The 15220-nt window shown below is 72.4% G+C and carries 10 protein-coding genes and 1 riboswitch; of the genes, 4 read left to right on the top strand and 6 right to left on the bottom strand.

Going from position 1 to position 15220, the window contains the following annotated elements; genetic code table 11:
* Positions 1-14: 14 nt before the first annotated feature.
* From OHA98_RS05830 to OHA98_RS05820, 3 genes are all read right to left on the bottom strand, one after another.
* The gene (locus OHA98_RS05830) at positions 15-2468 is read right to left on the bottom strand and encodes a DUF5682 family protein (RefSeq protein ID WP_266923032.1); all 2454 of its coding nucleotides are present in this window, start codon (positions 2466-2468) and stop codon (positions 15-17) included.
* Positions 2465-3577, bottom strand: coding sequence for an AAA family ATPase (locus tag OHA98_RS05825; RefSeq protein ID WP_266923031.1), 1113 nt, complete (start codon positions 3575-3577; stop codon positions 2465-2467). Before OHA98_RS05825 ends, OHA98_RS05830 begins: the two co-directional genes overlap by 4 nt.
* Before the next feature lie 110 nt (positions 3578-3687).
* The gene (locus tag OHA98_RS05820) at positions 3688-4143 is read right to left on the bottom strand and encodes an MmpS family transport accessory protein (protein ID WP_266923030.1); all 456 of its coding nucleotides are present in this window, start codon (positions 4141-4143) and stop codon (positions 3688-3690) included.
* 141 nt (positions 4144-4284) lie between these two features.
* On the opposite strand from OHA98_RS05820, the gene OHA98_RS05815 reads away from it, so the two are divergent.
* Both OHA98_RS05815 and OHA98_RS05810 read left to right on the top strand, forming a co-directional pair.
* A complete protein-coding gene (locus OHA98_RS05815; RefSeq protein ID WP_266923029.1) occupies positions 4285-5700 on the top strand; it encodes an SWIM zinc finger family protein in 1416 nt (471 codons plus the stop codon).
* A gap of 203 nt (positions 5701-5903) precedes the next feature.
* Entirely contained in the window at positions 5904-7553 is a 1650-nt protein-coding gene (locus OHA98_RS05810) for a DUF5691 domain-containing protein (RefSeq protein WP_266927737.1), read from the top strand.
* A gap of 33 nt (positions 7554-7586) precedes the next feature.
* On the opposite strand, the gene OHA98_RS05805 is transcribed toward OHA98_RS05810, so the two are convergent.
* Positions 7587-8000 (bottom strand): cobalamin B12-binding domain-containing protein, encoded by a 414-nt coding sequence (locus tag OHA98_RS05805; RefSeq protein WP_266923028.1) that lies wholly within the window; start codon positions 7998-8000, stop codon positions 7587-7589.
* A 627-nt stretch (positions 8001-8627) separates the two neighbouring features.
* Between OHA98_RS05805 and OHA98_RS05800 the strand changes: the two genes are divergently transcribed.
* A complete protein-coding gene (locus OHA98_RS05800) occupies positions 8628-10370 on the top strand; it encodes a M23 family metallopeptidase (RefSeq protein WP_266923027.1) in 1743 nt (580 codons plus the stop codon).
* 142 nt (positions 10371-10512) lie between these two features.
* On the opposite strand, the gene pcrA is transcribed toward OHA98_RS05800, so the two are convergent.
* Positions 10513-12951, bottom strand: coding sequence for a DNA helicase PcrA (gene pcrA / locus OHA98_RS05795; RefSeq protein ID WP_266923026.1), 2439 nt, complete (start codon positions 12949-12951; stop codon positions 10513-10515).
* A gap of 271 nt (positions 12952-13222) precedes the next feature.
* Positions 13223-13369, top strand: a riboswitch (cyclic di-AMP (ydaO/yuaA leader).
* Between pcrA and OHA98_RS05790 the strand changes: the two genes are divergently transcribed.
* Positions 13368-14537 (top strand): C40 family peptidase, encoded by a 1170-nt coding sequence (locus OHA98_RS05790; protein WP_266923025.1) that lies wholly within the window; start codon positions 13368-13370, stop codon positions 14535-14537. (Overlaps the previous riboswitch by 2 nt.)
* A gap of 65 nt (positions 14538-14602) precedes the next feature.
* Here OHA98_RS05790 and OHA98_RS05785 read toward each other — a convergent pair whose 3' ends face one another.
* The gene (locus OHA98_RS05785; RefSeq protein WP_266923024.1) at positions 14603-14956 is read right to left on the bottom strand and encodes a hypothetical protein; all 354 of its coding nucleotides are present in this window, start codon (positions 14954-14956) and stop codon (positions 14603-14605) included.
* Positions 14957-15220: the final 264 nt, after the last annotated feature.

Here is a 15220-nt window from a genome sequence, read left to right as displayed (position 1 = left end):
TGTCGTGTCCACCGTCATGCGCTCGCCTCCAGCTTTCCGGCGTTCGTCCCGTCCTGTACGGCGGGCTCGGGGGCGAGGCCGAGCAGCAGTCGCAGCACCGGAACCACCGCGTCCGCCCTGTCCCCGTCGAGGCCGGGGCCGAAGCCCGGCGCGGCGGGGTCCATGCCGCCGTGCTGGTGCCCTCCGGGGGCAGGCCCCCGGCGGACCAGCTCGCCCAAGGTGCGCCGTACGCCCGGCTCATAGGCGGAGAACGTGCGGCGCAGCAGCGGCAGCACATCGGTGAAGGTGTCCGCGGGGACACCCGTGAGCCAGGCGTCGACCAGGCCGAGCAGCCGCTCGTCATGGACGAGCAGCATGCCGCCGCCCGCCGCGCCGCCGACGAAGCCCTCGATCCAGGCCGCCGCGTCGGGCGGCGGGGTGCCGGGCGAGAGCGCGAGGCCCATGAGGAGCGCCGCCTCGTCCTCGGCCAGCCGTCCCTCGTCGAGCAGCAGGCGGGTGGCGCGGCCGCGGATGACACCGGCGACGGTGTCCCGGCCGGCCAGCTTGCGCAGCACGGCGGCCCAGCGCTCCCGCAGTTCCCCGGCGGGCACGGCACCGGCGAGCAGTCCGATCGCGGTGTGCACCCCGTCCATCTGCCGGCGCAGCGCTTCGGCGCCGTCCGCGTCGAGCCCCGTGCAGGCGGGCGGCAGGCCGACGCAGATCCGCTCGGCGAGCCCGGCGGCGACCTCGCCGAGCGCGGCCGTGTCCGTGGACCGGACGTCCCCGTACCGCAGGGAACGGGCGAGTGCGGGCAGCGCGTCGGCCAGGTGGCCGACGTCCGCGTCGAGTGCGGCCCGGTCGGCGAGGGCCCTCATCACGACGGGCAGCGCCTCGGGCAGCTCGGCCAGCAGACAGCGCTCGGCGAGGGCGGTCACCTCCGACAGCGCGGTGGCCGACACGGCTTCGGACTCGGCCTTCGCCGTGGCCGCGGAGAGCACGGTGGTGCCCCACACTCCGGCCTCCGCGACCCGGACATGCAGCTCGGGTTCCCAGCGCAGCCGCCAGCTCTCCCGGAACGTGCCGGTGCTCCCCCGGCCGGTGGTCGTCTCGCCCCATCCGACGGCGAGCAGCCGGAGCCGGTGCAGCAGCCGGCTGCGGGCGGCGTCCGTGTCCTTGCGGAGGTCGAGGTCCACCTCCCGTTCCAGCGCTTCCGGTTTGAGCCGGAGGGTGCGCTGCTGTCGTGTCAGGTCGCGTTGCAGCGGGACGGCGGGGGCGCTGTCGGGGACCTCGCCGAGGGTCTCGCCGACGATGAGCCGGTCCTGCACGAGAGCCAGCGGCACGTCGGAGCCCTCGCACATCACGGCCCGGACGGCGTCGGTGGCCTCGCCGAGCCCGGCGAGCGGCCTGCCCCGCATGGCCGCGAGGGTCTCGGCGAGCCTGACCGCCTCGATGACATGGGCGGTCGAGACGAACCGGTCCTCGCCGCGCAGCAGCCCGGCGACCTTGGTCATCCAGCGCTCGACCGGCCGGTCGGCCGCGCCGAAGAGATGGCCGTACCAGCCGGGTGAGTCGATTCCGGCCCCGTATCCGCTGTGCCGGGCGAGGCGGCGGTGGGTCCAGGGCACCCAGGTCAGTTCGGCCCTGACCTTCGGGAGTCCCTTGAGCAGCGCCCGGTCGGCGGTGACGGTGGTCCGGGCGGCGAGCGCGGGCACGTGCCAGGCGCCGCAGACGACCGCGATGTCGTCCCCGAACTCCTTGCGGGCGGCGCGCAGCTGGATCCGCATGCAGGCTTCGCGTACGGCGTCGCGGGGGTGGCCGCCGTCCCCGTACACCTCGCGCAGTGCGGTCATGGCCTCGGCGAGCACGGCGAACGGGGCCCGTGGATCGGCGGGCACGCCGTCCGACGCGCGGTGCTCGACGACGTCCTCCCACCAGCGCTCCGGGTCGTCGTATCCGGCGGTCCGGGCGAGGACGCCGATCGGGTCGACGGCGGGCGAGAGCGGCCCCCGGAGGTCCCCCGCACCGTCGCCGCCGTCGCGGCCGTCGCCGTCCTCATCGCCCTCGGTGTCCCCGAGGCTGTCTGGTTCGTCGGGGGTGCCGGCGCCGGGGCCTGGGCCGGGGGGACCCGCCGCGGTCTCCTTCAGTGCCAGCGAGTGCGCCGCGGGCAGGTCGATGAAGCGCACCGGGACGTCGTGGGCCAGTGCCCAGCGGATCGCCACCCACTCGGGCGAGAACTCCGCCATCGGCCAGAAGGCCGCCAGCCCCGGGTCGTCCACGGCGTGGGCGAGCAGCGCGACGGGCGGACGCATCCGCGGATCGGCGGCGAGCGGCAGCAGCGCGTCGCCCTCCGGCGGCCCTTCGATGAGCACGGCACCCGGCCGGGCGGCGTCCAGCGCGGCGAGAACCGCGCGGGCCGATCCGGGGCCGTGATGGCGCACCCCCAGCAGCAGCGGCCCGGTGACCGCGGTGCGCGCGGTGCGCGCGGTCATACGGAGACCTCGCGGCAGGCGCGGTAGAAGTCCTTCCAGCCGTCCCGCTCACGGACCACGGTCTCCAGATACTCCTGCCAGACCACGCGGTCGGCCGCCGGGTCCCGGACGACCGCGCCGAGGATTCCGGAGGCGACGTCGCCGGGGCGCAGGATGCCGTCGCCGAAGTGGGCGGCGAGGGCGAGACCGTTCGTCACGACGGAGATGGCCTCGGCCGTGGAGAGCGTCCCGGAGGGGGACTTGAGCTTGGTGCGCCCATCGGTGGTGACGCCGTCGCGCAGTTCGCGGAAGACCGTCACCACACGCCGGATCTCGGCCATGCCCTCGGGAGCCGCCGGAAGGTCGAGCGAGCGGCCGATCTGGTCGACGCGGCGGGACACGATGTCCACCTCGGCGTCGGGTGTCGCGGGCAGGGGCAGGACGACGGTGTTGAACCGGCGGCGCAGCGCGCTGGAGAGCTCGTTGACCCCGCGGTCCCGGTCGTTGGCCGTGGCGATCAGGTTGAAGCCCCGGACCGCCTGTACCTCCTGGCCCAGTTCGGGGACGGGGAGTGTCTTCTCGGACAGGATCGTGATGAGCGCGTCCTGCACATCGGCGGGGATACGGGTCAGTTCCTCGACCCGGGCGGTCATGCCCGTGGACATGGCCCGCATGAGCGGGCTGGGCACCAGCGCCTCCCGGCTGGGGCCGTGGGCGAGCAGCTGCGCGTAGTTCCAGCCGTAGCGGACGGCTTCCTCGGGTGTCCCGGCGGTGCCCTGGACGAGCAGGGTCGAATCGCCGCTGACGGCCGCGGCGAGGTGCTCGGACACCCAGGTCTTGGCGGTGCCGGGGACACCGAGGAGCAGGAGGGCACGGTCGGTGGCGAGCGTGGTCACGGCGACTTCCACGAGGCGGCGCGGGCCCACGTACTTCGGCGTGATCACCGTCCCGTCGGGGAGTGTCCCGCCCAGCAGATAGGTGGCGACGGCCCACGGCGAGAGGCGCCAGCGGACGGGCCGGGGCCGGTCGTCGGCAGCGGCCAGGGCCTTGAGCTCGTCGGCGAACGCGTCCTCGGCATGCGGCCGCAGGACCTCGGCCGCGGTGGTTCCGGTGGTTTCGGGCACGGTCATGGCTCCCCCTCCAGATCGGTCGACCTGTTGTGGTTCCCACCGTGCACCATGCCACTGACAATCGGCCCCGACCGCAGGTCAGGGCCGATATGACGGCAGTTGAGGAAGGGTCAGCCGACGATCGGGGACACGGCGACGCAGCCGCCGGCCGCGAGCATGCCCTCGCCCTTGGCCTCCTTGATGACCTTGCCCTTGTACGTGATGGTGCAGGTGACGTCGGCGCCACCGGCCTCCAGCGCGAACGGCATGACGGCGGGCGGCATGATGCCGGTCAGCGTCACGGTCTTCTTCCACGGCAGCGTGGGCGCCTTGACCGTTTCGAGCTTCGGCTCCATGGCCTCGCCCTCGCCGCCGTGGAACTGGATCTCGTCGACGCCCGTGCCGGTGACCTCGTAGGTGACCTCGTACTTCTCGGTCACGGTCTTGTCGACCGCCTTGTCGACGGCCTTGTCGACCGTCTCGGAGGAGCAGGCGCCGAGACCGAACACGAGACCGGCGACCGCGACGGCTCCGGCCGCGGTACGGGCGGTGCGGGACATGCGGGTGGTGCTGATGGAGCGGTTCATTCTGGGATCCCCCCTGGATCGGATGTCCGAATGCCGGAGCTCGCAGAGAAACGCAAAGGAAAAGCAAAGTCAAGTTGAGCCAGTCCCGCCAAGTTCGCAGGTCACGGCCGATTGTCAGTGGGGCGCCCTACTGTCGTTCCCATGCTGCGATCTCACGGGGGAGAACCCTCGCGCGCCGACGGCCCGGTGGCGCGCTGGACGGTGGAGCAGGTACTGGCCCTGGCTCCTGACGACGCCTCGCGCAAGGCGGGGAGCAGGCTCGGTTCGGCTGGGCCGTGGTCGGACGGCGGTTTCGACGGTTCGGGTGCGGTGTGGGGGCTGTGCAAGGGGAGCGGGGGCAAGCCGTATCGGACGGTGATCGACACCACCGGCCCGGCGTACAGATGCAGTTGCCCGAGCCGCAAGTTCCCGTGCAAGCACGCGCTGGGGCTGTTGCTGCTCTGGGCGGGCGGCGATGCGGCGATCCGGCCGGGGGAAGCCGCCGAGTGGGCCGGTGAGTGGCTCCGGGGACGTCGCGTGCGCGCGGCGGAGAAGGGCCCTCCGGCGTCGGACGCGGCACCGGGCCCGGCCGATCCGGAGGCCGTCAGGAAGCGCGCGGAGCGCCGGGCCGAGCGGATCACCGGCGGTGCCGAGGAGTTGGAGCAGCGCCTCGCCGATGTGCTGCGAGGGGGACTCGCGTCGGCCGACCGGGCGGGGTACGGACTCTGGGAGGAGACCGCGGCCCGCATGGTCGACGCCCAGGCCCCGGGACTGGCCTCCCGGGTGCGGGAGTTGGGGGCGATACCCGCTTCCGGTCCCGGCTGGCCGGTACGGCTGCTGGAGGAGTGCGCGCTGCTCCATCTGCTGGACACGGCCTGGCTGGGGCTGGACCGGCTGCCGGACCGCCTGGCCGCGACCGTGCGGACGAGAGTGGGGCTGCCCGCCGCCGCCGAAGGACTCCCGGTCCGTGACCACTGGCTGGTCCTGGCGCAGTACGACATCCCGGACGGCAAGATCGTCGCCCGCCGGATCTGGCTGTACGGGCGGGAGTCGGGCCGCACCGCGCTGCTGCTCTCCTTCGGGGCGCCGGGGCGCTCTCCCGGCCAGGCCCTGCCCGTGGGCGTCACGCTGGAGGCGGAGCTCACGCCGTATCCGGGGTCCGGGCAGCCGAGGGCGGAGCTGGGCCGTCAGTTCGGCGCACCGACACCGTCGGGGACCCCTCCGCCGGGAGCCGGTACGGCCGCCGCGCTCGCCGCGTACGGGGACGCCCTGCGGCACGATCCCTGGCTGGAGGCCTGCCCCGTCACCCTGCGCGATGTCATACCCGTGCCGTCCGGGGACGGTTGGCAACTGGCCGACGCGCGGGCCGAGTCCGCCGTGCCCGTGGCACCGGCCGCGCTGTCCCGGCCCGGCCTGTGGAAGCTGGTCGCGCTCTCCGGCGGTGGCCCGGTCACCGTGTTCGGTGAGATCGGCCACCGGGGCTTCGACCCGCTGGCGGCCTGGACCACGGGCGCAGGCAACGACCCCGGCGGCGGGAGCCGGAGTGGGGGCGGCGAGGAACCCGTACCGCTCATCTGACCCCGCTCCAGGCCCCCTGCCCTGTCCCGTCCCGTCCCCTCCCGTCCCGTCCTGTCCCCGGCTCAGTGAACCTCTCGCCGCCCGCGCGTTCTTGCACTCCTGCGACCACCGAACTTGGAGGGGGACCGATGCCCCGTACGAACACCGACACGAACACGGACACGGACACCGGCACGCGTACAGCCCCGAACACGGACACGGACATGTCCGCGCCGACGGACACGACCGCGTCCGCGTCCGCAGCCGCAGCCGCGCCCACGGCGTGGGAGGACCTGGTCACCTCGGCACTGCTGGGCACCGACCGCCGGCCCCCGGTCCTCCCCGGGGGCGGCCCCGCTCGGGAGGACAGCGCCGCGACCGCTCCGGCCGCGCTGCTGGACGCCGCCGCACTGCACACCGTGCGGCGCAGGGCCGGGCTGCTGCCCGCGCGTCCGGGCGCCCGGCCCGCCCCCGCGGCCGCCGACGCGCGCCCGCCGCTGCCCGCGGCGGCCCGCCGCAGGCTCGCCCAGCTGCTCGCCGACCGTGCCGCACCGTCCGGCGGCGGACGGCGCGGCACGACGCCCGACCTCACCGAACTCATCCCGCAGTGGCTGGCCACCGCCAATCTGCGCGGTTTCCGCGCCCCGGCGGCGCTGCTGCCGCCGTTGCTGGACGCGGCGCGGGCCCGTACGGATCTGCGCCCGCAGGCCCTCACCTTCGCCGGGCCTCTCGGCCTGTGGCTGGCCGGGCTGAACCCGGAGTGGAAGTTCGCCCTGCGCGGCTCCTCCGGCGGCTCTCCGCGCCCCGACACCACGGATCCGCAGGCGGTGCGCCTGCTGTGGGAGGAGGGCCTGTTCGCGGAGCGGGTCGCGCTGCTGGACGCCGTACGGGCGCAGGACCCCGGCGCCGCGCTCGCCCTGCTGGCCACCACCTGGTCCACCGAGCGGGCCGAGGACCGGCTGATGTTCCTCGACTCGCTGCGGACCGGTCTGTCCGGCGCGGACGAACCCTTCCTGGAACAGGCACTGTCCGACCGCAGCCGCAATGTCCGGTCGACCGCCGCCGAACTCCTGTCCGCGCTGCCCGATTCCGCGCTGGCCGGGCGGATGGCGGCCCGTGCCACCTCATGCGTGAATCCCGACCGTACGGGCGGCGGGGCCTCCATCGCCGTGGAGGCCCCGCACGAGTGCGACAGCGGGATGCAGCGCGACGGTGTGGCGCCACTCCCGCCGGCCGGACGCGGGGAACGGTCCTGGTGGCTCGGCCAGCTGGTGGAGGCGGCCCCGCTGACTGTCTGGCGCCAGCAGTTCGGGGGGCGTACGGCGCACGAGATCGTGGCCCTGCCCGTCGCCGACGACTGGGCCGGGGAACTGCACGCGGCCTGGTGCCGGGCAGCGGTGCGGCAGAGGGACGCGGAGTGGGCCCGCGCGCTGCTCGGCGCCCCCTCGACACCCCCGTCCAACGGCCCCGGGACGGCCTCGCTCGCCGAGCGGTCGAAGCTCCTGGTCACCCTGCCCGGCGCCGAACGCGCGGGGTGGGTCGCGGATTTCATCGCCGCGCACGGACTGTCCGAGGCCTTCCAGCTGCTCGGGGTCTGCGCGGTGCCGTGGGCCGGGCCCCTCGGCCGTTCGGTGGTCGACGCGCTCGACATCGCCCGGGACGCGGGGAGTTACCCCTGGAGCTTCAGCGGGGTGATGGGGCTCGCCGAGCGCTGTCTGGACCCCGTGGAGGCGGATCGCCTGGAGGTCCTCACAGCCACCCAGGACGAGCCGGAAGGCGCGTCACCGGGGGCGGGCGGCTACTGGTCGGAGGCCTTCCAGCGGCTGGTCTCCACGCTGCGCCTGCGGGCGGCGATGGATGCCGAACTGGCCTGAGCAGCCAGTCCGGCGGGCGTCCGCCGGGCCGGTTCAGGCTTGTGCGGGCTGACGGACGTTGGCGTTCACCCAGGTGACGATGGAGGCCGTCGTCGCGCCGGGAGTGAAGATCTCCGCGACACCCTGCTCCTTCAGCGGCGCGATGTCCGCCTCGGGAATGATGCCGCCGCCGAACACCTTGATGTCCTCCGCTTCGCGCTCCTTCAACAGTTCGATCACCTTCGCGAAGAGCGTGTTGTGCGCCCCGGAAAGGATCGAGAGACCGATCGCGTCGGCGTCCTCCTGGATCGCCGTGTCCACGATCTGCTCAGGGGTCTGGTGCAGCCCGGTATAGATGACCTCCATACCGGCATCCCGCAGCGCCCGCGCGATCACCTTGGCTCCACGGTCGTGGCCGTCGAGTCCCGGCTTGGCCACCACCACACGAATCGGACCGGTCACACCCATCACTGCCTCCACATGGTCTCCCGCGCCTGAAGGGCCGGGGATGTGAACGAACGTTATCCACAGCATCCCGCAAGCCGCCGTTTCGCGGTGGACGGGGAGGGGGAAATCACACGGGGGACACGCATGGGGACATGTTCGCCACGCGCCGTTCCCCGCACCCCTGGACACCCCCACCTCGCGCGTACGGACGCGAAGGGTGCCGCTACGAGGTCGCCGTACCACCGCGCCGCCAGCCGCGCGGCACGGTGGTACGGCCCATCGTCAGCCACTGCCCCCGCCGCGCCGCCCGCGCAATCTCCGCGCCCCCTCGCAGCGCCGCGCCGCCCGCGTAACCTCCGCGCCGCCCGCGTACCACCGCACCCCCCTACGTACCGCCGCGCCGAGCCCTTTCGCGGCACGGCCGCCCGCGCTCGCCCCCACCGAATAGAACACTCCTCGAACAAAGCGCCAAGGCTGCGTAGGCGGTCCACCGAAAGGCGGCTGATTGCCCGTTTCCTGGGGCCCAAAACCTGCCGAAGATTGTCGTCGTCACGTACCGCCGGGTACAGTCGCGGCCACTGCTTTCCCCCTGGGGTCCCTCCACCGGACTCCGGAGCAGGCCCTGCTGCCGAGGCGAGAGAGAAGTTGGTGAACGACCAGCACCCCCACGCCGGACACGTCGGACACGACGGTGAGTCAACCGGCAGCTTCGACACCGATCCGCTCTTCGGTGTACTTCCGGACGGTCAAGACAGCAGTTACCAGACGGGCTACGCGACCGGGTACAGCGGCTACGACACCGCGTACGCCACCGGGGCACCGGACCACAGCGGCCAGTACGACGCCACCCAGTGGGCCACGGGCGCGCAGCAGACCGCCCCGTACGACGCCTACACCCCGCAGGCGCAGCCCCAGCAGCCGTACGACGCTTCGGCCGCCTGGACCTCCGGGCCGGGAATCCCGGCGCAGGCGGGCGCCCCCGATGTCTCGGGCCAGTGGGACAGCACCGCCTGGCAGCAGACCGGCGGGCAGCAAACCGGCGGGCAGCAGACCGGCCAGTGGGCGGCGACCGACACGGGCGCGTTCCCCACCACGACCTTCAGCACCGCGTCGTACGAGACGGGTTCCTACGACCTCCGTACGCACGACACGGGCGCGCACGACACGGGCGCGTACGGGACCGCTTCGTACGAGACGGGTGCGTACGACACCGGGACCTACGACACGGGTTCCTACGCGACGACGACGGCCTACGGCACCGGAACGTACGACTCCGGCACCTACGACGCCACCGCCTGGAACTCCGGCGCCACGCCCGGGAGCGCGCCGTACGAGCCAGAACAGACGTCCTACTCCCTGTACGAACAGCGGACGGCCTCCACCGGGACGGCCGGAGTGCCGTCGGAGGCACTGCCCGAGGCGCCGGCGACGGCGGAGTTCGCCGTCCTGGAGTCCGAGGCGCCGGAGTCCGCGACCAGCGGGTCCGGCACCGACGGATACCGGGCGGAGGAGTACGAGGCGGCCGAGTACGGGCCGGACGAGTACAGGGCGGACGGCCCCGGCCCCGGCATCGACAAGCTCGGCACCGTCACCATGGAGCGCGCCGTCGACTCCCCCCGGCCGGTGGCCCGCTCCGCTTCGCGCAGCCGCGCGCGGCGCCGTTCCCCCGCCAAGCGGTCCGCACTCCTCACCGTCGCCGTCCCCTCCGCCTGCGTCATGAGCGTCGCGGGCATCGCGGCCGCCTCCGTCGGCGGACTCGGCGAGACCGAGAAGCGGCAGGACGACACCATCTCGATGGCGGTCGCCGACCCCAGCACCGTCAAGCCCGTCGCCGCGAACAACAAGCTGGACACCCAGCTCGCCCGGCTCAGCGCCGATGCCGACGACTTCCGGGACCGCGCCAGCCGCACCCAGGAGCGCATCGACCTGAAGGAGCGGCAGGCCGCCGAGAAGAAGAAGCGCGCGGAGGAGGCGGCACGCCGTGAGGCGCTGCGCCCCAAGTTCGTCCTGCCGGTCAAGCAGCACGGACTCAGCGCCTACTACGGCCAGGCGGGCGTCAACTGGATGTCCGTCCACACGGGCATCGACTTCCCCGTCGGGTACGGCACTCCGGTGATGGCCGCGACCGACGGCACCGTGCGCACCCAGTTGAACAGCGCCTACGGCAACATGGTGATCGTGACCATGGCCGATGGCACCGAGACCTGGTACTGCCACCTCAGCAGCACCAGGATCCGCTCGGGCCCGGTGAAGGCCGGTGATGTCATCGGGTACGCCGGGGATTCGGGCAACTCGACCGGCGCGCACCTGCACTTCGAGGTCCGGCCCGGCGGCGGCTCGGCGATCGACCCGCTGGCGTGGCTCCGCAGCCACGGACTCAACCCGACCTGAGCGGCCCAGGGCCGGGCGTCCCCTCGGGCCGAGGGGATTCCGGCCGGGAAATCCACGACACGCCCGGGGGGCGGGACGGCCGAGGCCGCCCCGCTCCCCGGGCGTTCTCCGTCTGCGGCCTCTCGGCCCGCAGCTCCTCGGCCTACAGCTTCTCGACCGGCGCGTACCGCAGGAGCAGCTTCTTGGGCCGCTCGTCGCCGAAGTCCACCGTGGCCTTCGCCTGGTCCCCGAAGCCCTCTACGGCCGTCACCGTGCCCAGACCGAACTGGTCGTGCGTGACCCGGTCCCCCACCACCAGCGTGACCACCGGCTTGTCCGAGCTGCGACGGGTCGCGAAGCCGGACGGGCCGGAGCGCGAGCGGGACGAGGACAGCGAGGACGTGATGCCCGAGGTCGGACCGGCCGGAGCCGCCATCGGCCCCTTCCGCTTCCACTCCAGGTGCTGGTCCGGGATCTCCTCCAGGAAGCGCGACGGCGGGTTGTACGAGGGCTGGCCCCAGGCGCTGCGCATCGCGGCCCGGGTCAGATAGAGCCGCTCACGGGCGCGGGTGATGCCGACGTAGGCGAGCCGCCGCTCCTCCTCCAGCTCCTTGGTCTGGCCGAGGGCCCGCATGTGCGGGAAGACGCCGTCCTCCATCCCGGTCAGGAACACCACGGGGAATTCGAGGCCCTTGGCCGTGTGCAGCGTCATCAGGGTGATGACGCCGGAGCCGTCCTCGTCCTCGTCCGGGATCTGGTCCGAGTCGGCGACCAGCGCGACCTTCTCCAGGAACTCGGCGAGGGTGCCCGCACCCTCCTCGTCGCCGCGCTCCTGCTCGAATTCGAGGGCGACGGCGGCGAGCTCCTGGAGGTTCTCGATACGGGTCTCGTCCTGCGGGTCCGTGGAGGCCTGGAGCTCGGCGAGATAGCCGGTCCGCTCCAGGACCGCCTCCAGGACGACGGCCGGTCCGGCACCGGACTCGACGATCGTGCGCAGCTCCTCCATGAGCGTGTTGAAGCGCTTCACGGCGTTGGCCGAGCGGGCCGCCATGCCGTACGCCTCGTCGACGCGGCGCAGCGCCTGCGGGAAGGAGATCTTCTCGCGCAGCGACAGCGCGTCGATCATCGCTTCGGCGCGGTCGCCGATGCCCCGCTTGGGCACGTTCAGGATGCGGCGCAGGGGGACGGTGTCCTCGGGGTTGGCGAGGACCCTGAGGTAGGCCAGGACGTCCCGGACCTCCTTGCGCTCGTAGAAGCGCACTCCGCCGACGACCTTGTAGGGCAGCCCGACGCGGATGAAGATCTCTTCGAAGACACGTGACTGGGCGTTCGTCCGGTAGAAGACGGCGACATCGCCGGCCTTCGCGTCGCCCGCGTCCGTCAGCCGGTCGATCTCGTCGGCGACGAACTGTGCCTCGTCGTGCTCGGTGTCGGCGACATAGCCGGTGATCCGGGCGCCACTGCCGGCGTTCGTCCAGAGATTCTTGGGGCGGCGGCTCTCGTTCCGCTCGATCACCGCGTTGGCGGCGGAGAGGATCGTCTGCGTGGAGCGGTAGTTCTGCTCCAGCAGGATCGTGGTGGCGTTGGGGTAGTCCTCCTCGAACTGGAGGATGTTGCGGATGGTCGCGCCCCGGAAGGCGTAGATCGACTGGTCCGCGTCACCGACGACACACAGCTCGGCGGGTGCGTCCGCCTCGCCGGACGGGCCCACCAGCTCGCGCACGAGGGTGTACTGCGCGTGGTTGGTGTCCTGGTACTCGTCGACCAGGACGTGGCGGAAGCGGCGGCGGTAGTGCTCGGCGACATCGGGGAACGCCTGGAGCAGGTGGACCGTCGTCATGATGATGTCGTCGAAGTCCAGGGCGTTGGCCTCGCGCAGCCGTGCCTGGTACAGCGCGTATGCCTGGGCCAGTGTCTTCTCGAAGCCGTCGGCGGCCTGGCCGGCGAAGGTCTCCTCGTCGATCAGCTCGTTCTTCAGGTTCGAGACCTTGGCCGTGAACGACTTCGGCGGGTAGCGCTTGGGGTCGAGGTCCAGATCGCGGCAGACCAGGGCCATCAGCCGCTTGGAGTCGGCGGCGTCGTAGATCGAGAACGACGAGGTGAAGCCGAGCTTCTTCGACTCGCGGCGCAGGATCCGTACGCACGCGCTGTGGAAGGTCATGACCCACATGGCGTTGGCGCGCGGGCCGACGAGCTGCTCGACACGCTCCTTCATCTCGCCCGCGGCCTTGTTGGTGAAGGTGATCGCGAGGATCTGGCCGGGGTGCACACCGCGCTCCGCGAGCAGATGGGCGATCCGGTGGGTCAGCACCCGGGTCTTGCCCGAGCCGGCCCCGGCGACGATGAGCAGCGGCGAACCGGCGTGCACCACGGCGGCGCGCTGCTCGGTGTTCAGCCCGTCGAGCAGCGCGGCGGCGTCGATGACCGGCCGCGGGGCACCGTCCCGGTAATAGCCGTCGCGGGGCGGCGGGGGCGCGTCGAAGACGCCCTCGAAGAGACCCTCCGGCACCGCTTCGGGTGCGTGGTCCTCGGGAGGCGGCGGGGGCCCTTCCTCCGAGTGCTGGAGGCCGGTCAGGAAGCTGTCGTCAAAGAGGCTGCTCATCGCTTGACGAGTCTAGGCCGCCGCACCGACAGTCCGTGGCCGCATCGGATACGAGGGCGGCCGGACGGGCACGTACGGAGACCGGGCACCCACACCGCGTAGGGGAAGGGCGGCGGCGCCCGGTTCCCGCGGGCCCGATTCACCGAGGTCACGAAAATGTATCGGGCATATCGAACATCAACCTTCACAGCGGCCCCACGGGTGGCTAGCGTGCTCGGTCGGGCGCCCCGTACCCCCTTGCGGCGAACCACGCCGAGCGGACGCCCCCGCCGAATCCGTACTGCCCGACGGCAGCCCGGGACCGGGGACCCACCAGCGGTACCGGGGTGAACCGGCCCTTCCCCACGGGGCCGTAGGGCAGCCTTCCGTTCCGCCCGAACCCGACAGCCAACCCGGCAGGCGGTCCACGGAAGGAGATGCCGGCCTTGGCCTCGCATCGCAAACCGCGTACGAAGGTGCGCACCACCACTCCCGCCGTCGGGCTGACGACGGCGGCGCTGGCCTCCGTCACGCTGCTCTCCACGCAGAGCGCGACGGCCGCGCCCGCGGAGCCCAGGCCCGGGATCGAGGAGGTCCGGAAGAAGGTCGACGACCTCTACCGGCAGGCGGGCACCGCGACCCAGCAGTACAACGAGGCGAAGGCGGCCTCCGCGAACCAGCGCGCCGAGGTCGACGCCCTGCTCGACGATGTGGCCAAGCGCGCCGACAAGGTCAACGAGGCCCGCCGCGCCCTCGGGAACTACGCGGCGGCGCAGTACCGCACCGGCGGCATCGCGCCCACCGCGACGTTCTTCCTGGCGGACGACCCGCAGGCGTACTTCGACCAGGACCAGCTGATGGACCGGATGACGAGCCAGCAGCAGAAGGCCGTCGCCGACTTCCGCGAGCAGCAGTCCGCGGCGGCGGTCAAGCGCACCGAGGCGGTGAAGAGCCTGGAGACGCTCACCGAGTCGCAGGCCACGCTGCGCACCAGCAAGCAGAGCGTGCAGACCAAGCTGACCGAGGCGCGCACCCTGCTGTCGACGCTGACCGCCCAGGAGAAGGCGCGGCTGGCGGAGCTGGAGCGCGAGAAGAAGGCCGAGGCCAGGATCAAGGCGGAGAAGCTGGCGCGTCAGCAGGCCGCCGCCGAGGCGGAGGCCGAGCGGAAGGCCAAGGAGGAGGCCGCGAAGGAGCCGGACTCCGGGAGCGGCACCGGTGGCGGGACGGACACCGGATCGGGGCCGGACAGCGGCTACGCCGCCAAGGCGGAGAAGGTCCTCGCGTTCGCGCGCGGCCAGATCGGCAAGCCGTACGTCTGGGGCGCGACGGGCCCCGCCTCGTACGACTGCTCCGGGCTGACGCAGGCGGCGTGGAAGGCGGCCGGGGTCGACCTCCCCCGTACGACCTGGGACCAGGTGAAGGTCGGCACCCGGGTGGCCACGGCGGATCTGCGCCCCGGGGACCTGGTCTTCTTCTACGACGACATCAGTCACGTCGGCATCTACAAGGGCGACGGCATGATGATCCACGCGCCGAAGCCGGGCGCGAACGTGCGCGAGGAGTCGATCTACTACATGCCGATCTACGGCAGCGTGCGCCCCGCCTGACCGCGCGACGCCCCGGACGGCCGGTGAAGGCCGTCCCGGGGCGCTCCGGGACGGGACCGGCCGGCTCAGGTCCAGAGGGTGGCGATGAAGATGTTGGCGACCGTCAGACCGCCGACCGCGGCGAACGCGCCCTTGTCGACCTTCTCCTCGTCCCGCTTGATGTAGACGAGCGCGAGGATGACGACCAGGATCAGCAGCTTCACGCCGATCTTGATGTTGTTCACGGTCTGGTCGTCGGCCTGGTTGAGCCCGACCAGGGCGACGCCGGTGACCAGCATGGTCAGCGCACCGTGCAGCATGGCCGGAACGAATCGCGCCGTGCCCGCGCCCATCGCCTTCATCTGGGTCAGGAAACCTCCCAGCAACGAGGCGATGCCGATGATGTGCAGGGCGACGAAGATATTGATGAGTACGTCCATGGTCCCGCAGCCTAGGGCCCTGCCCCGAACCGCGGATCGCGGCCCTGGCCGTAGCACCACCTCACAGCCAGGTGTAGCGTTCTTGGCTCGTTCTTACGGATTTCGCCCGGACCTGCACGAATTGCCTGACTCTGAGGCAGTATTTCCGGTCATTCCGGCACAGCGAAACGCCACATGCGTGCAATAGCTGTCATGTCGACTCTTTTCCGCGCCCCGCGATTAGCGTCCCTCCCAGGTGATCGGCTCTCCAGCGCCGCCCGTACC

This window comes from Streptomyces sp. NBC_00654 (genome assembly GCF_026341775.1).
Taxonomy (GTDB): Bacteria; Actinomycetota; Actinomycetes; order Streptomycetales; family Streptomycetaceae; genus Streptomyces.
This window is presented reverse-complemented; position numbering and strand designations above follow the sequence as displayed.